The sequence below is a fragment of the Milkweed yellows phytoplasma str. MW1 genome (genome assembly GCF_000309485.1).
Lineage (GTDB): Bacteria > Bacillota_I > Bacilli_A > Acholeplasmatales > Acholeplasmataceae > Phytoplasma.
The window spans coordinates 1-2,923 of record NZ_AKIL01000008.1 but is presented as its reverse complement, the minus strand read 5'-3'; the positions used below and the strand labels follow the sequence as shown (position 1 = coordinate 2,923).

General features: G+C 27.3%; 3 protein-coding genes. 2 read left to right on the top strand and 1 reads right to left on the bottom strand.

Going from position 1 to position 2,923, the window contains the following annotated elements; translation table 11 throughout:
• Both RI76_RS03215 and RI76_RS00185 read left to right on the top strand, forming a co-directional pair.
• A partial coding sequence (locus RI76_RS03215; RefSeq protein WP_036343339.1) for a hypothetical protein occupies positions 1-199 on the top strand: 199 nt, incomplete at its 5' end.
• Positions 200-1,389: 1,190 nt separating this feature from the next.
• The gene (locus RI76_RS00185) at positions 1,390-2,112 is read left to right on the top strand and encodes a pseudouridine synthase (protein ID WP_017192101.1); all 723 of its coding nucleotides are present in this window, start codon (positions 1,390-1,392) and stop codon (positions 2,110-2,112) included.
• Positions 2,113-2,132: 20 nt separating this feature from the next.
• Here the strand turns inward: RI76_RS00185 and RI76_RS03130 are convergent, their stop codons facing one another.
• Positions 2,133-2,270 (bottom strand): hypothetical protein, encoded by a 138-nt coding sequence (locus tag RI76_RS03130; protein WP_017192100.1) that lies wholly within the window; start codon positions 2,268-2,270, stop codon positions 2,133-2,135.
• Between the last annotated feature and the right edge of the window lie 653 nt (positions 2,271-2,923).

Here is a 2,923-nt window from a genome sequence, read left to right as displayed (position 1 = left end):
TAATAATATTATTTTAGATATAATATTAATTATTTTTTTGGTTGTTTTTTTCATTCTTGCGCTTTTTGCTTCAGCATGTACTCAAGGAGCGGTTTTGAAAAATTTTTATGAAGAGGATTTTCTAAATTGGACAGTTAATTATTTCTACAATAGACAACAAAAAAAGAAACTTAAAGAAGAAAATAAAGATAAAAGTTAAATAAATATGACAAAATAGATAGAAAAATAAAAGGAATTAAAAATATTGTTAAAGTAATTAGTTTCGATCCCGAAAATGTTAGTAATGAAAAAATATTAGGATTTGTTCTTTATTTTCCGAATCAAAATACAGCGAATGTTTATGGTATAACTCTTAATCAAAAAACTATCCTCATTGATTCAGTTTCTTTAGATGAAAGTACTCATTTATTGGTTGACTTAATTGTATCTAAGGATAGATTATATCCATCTATCATATCAACTCTTTATGCTGGTACATTCAAAGATAAGGAGGGTTTATAATAATGCGAGATGGATGGTTTTCTTTTATAACTTCTTTATTGTATAAAATTGGCATAATTTTAAAATTTTTACACAAAGAAAAACCGATATTATTTTTTTAATTATATTGCTTTTAGTTTTTTGTTTTATCTGGAATGAAAGACGTCTTTATTACAAAGGATACCAACTGGGTTATAAAACAAAAGAAAATCAAGCAACTAAAAGAATAAGAACTGTATTGGGTTTTTTTCTATATCTTATATTTTTGTTTTTATAGAGGTAAAAGACTACTTCACAAGTCTTATAGTATCTTTTGTATTTTTGTTAGTTGTGTGTACTTAATTTGTATTTATTATTTCGTGATTTATTCAAGCATGTTTTTCCGCAACCGCAATAATAAAATCAGCAAGACTGAACTGTTCCGTTCTTGGAGTTTGTTTAAATCTGTTCTGTCGATGGTTTGTTTGTTAAACCCAGCTTTTACTGTGCGCCTTGAATTTGTTGCTATTTTATTAAAAGCCATATAGTAACTTTCAATATTATTAGTAAGCCATTGAAAAGTGTGTTTTGAAATTCGCTTGTTGTTTTTCAATCTCTTCTCAATTTTGTTTAAATGCGTATTCAGTTTTGAAATTTTGATTTCATTTGATAGCATGCAGAAAACAATAAAGAACAATAAGAACAAGCTTTTAAGGAATTTGATAAATTATTCATTGAATTTATTACAAAACCTTCAGACAACAACCCAACCAACAATTGATTTTAAATATCAATTACATTTATCCCCCAAAGAGGAACTTTTCCATAAGTTCCTCTTTTTATTAAAAAAGTCAAGATTAAAATAAATCATTTAAAGAAAAATTATTTATAATTTAAGATACTAAGAGATAAAAAAAGTAGGTTTATATAATGGAAAGAATACAAAAAATTTTAGCTAACTCTAATATCGCTTCTAGAAGAAAAGCTGAATTATTAATTTTAGCTAAAAGAGTGAAAGTTAACGGTAAGATAGTGACTACTTTCGGTACTAAAGTATCTCCAAAAGATGTTATTTTAGTAGACGATAAGCCTATTCAAAAAGCACCATATCTTTATTTTTTACTCCATAAACCTAGTGGTTATATTACTAGTGTTCAAGATGATAAAAAAAGACCTATTGTGCTTGATTTAATTAAAGAAGAACGTCAACAAAGACTTTATCCCGTCGGCAGACTTGATTTCAAAACAGAAGGTTTATTGATTATTACTAATGACGGAGAATTAACCCAAAAATTAACTCATCCTTCTTCTTTAGTTCCCAAAGAATATCATGTCCAAATCAACCATTTTTTAACTTCTTCAGAATTAAAAAAGTTAAAAAAAGGGATTATCATTGATCATAATTATTTATCTATTCCTCAAGGAGTCCATCTTTTAAAACAAACCAAAAAACCTTTACCTTCTACTTGGTTATCGATCACGATTTCTGAAGGGAAAAACCGTCAAATTAGAAAAATGATGGAAGAAATGGGTTTTGAAGTTTTAAAACTAAAGCGTTATAGATATGATTTTCTGACCTTAGATCATTTGCCTAAAGGGAAATACCGCTCTTTAACCAGAACTGAAGTTAAACAATTATTAAGAGAAGATTGATAAAAGAAAAAAAGACCATATCATGGTTTTAACATTAAAGCTAAACCTAATTGTTGTAATTTTTGATAAAAATCCAATTTTTTAATGTTTTTCGCTTTTGCCAAAGGCGGTAATACCATTTGATAATCGTATTCTTTTAATTGCGTAAGAGTTTTCAAATAATCTTTTTCCCAAGGTTTTACTATTTCTGTAACAGGACCATTTTTCCATAATTGAGGAAATTTATTACCACTATAAATAGTGTTTAATTCTGTTTTAAAAAAGATGCCATACCGTCTTTACCTTGGTTAAATTCATATAATAATTATTTAGCATGCAGTATTAAAATACTCTAAGAGGTTGCAATGCACTAATCTGTAGACTTGTTTAGTATGCAAAAGGTCTTTGTGAGACTTGTGGAAGGTCGGAAAAGAAGTGGGACACACTTTACTTTCGTCTATATGATGGATAAATAAGCCTTCTTTTTAGCTCTTGCGATACTAGGATGTTTTAATTAAACAATGAGCGTCGTTAGTGAAATAATTTTTAGGTATCGAATCGTGCGGCAATTTTAAAAAAAATGGCATATTTCTTCATATGTCATTTCTCTAACAAGATTTCGTAATAAGTAGAATTATTACGGATTTTAAAAGGATTATAAGGTAAAGTCTTTTTAGTTTTGTCGGCATAACCTTCGGTTCCTTTTTTGGTCGGTCTTTTTTTGCACTTTTTTAAACGTCTTTCTTATTATAATATAACACAAATCATGTCCAAATAATAAATATTTTTCAAAAAGGGTTAAAATTATGTAAATGTATATTATAATATATAA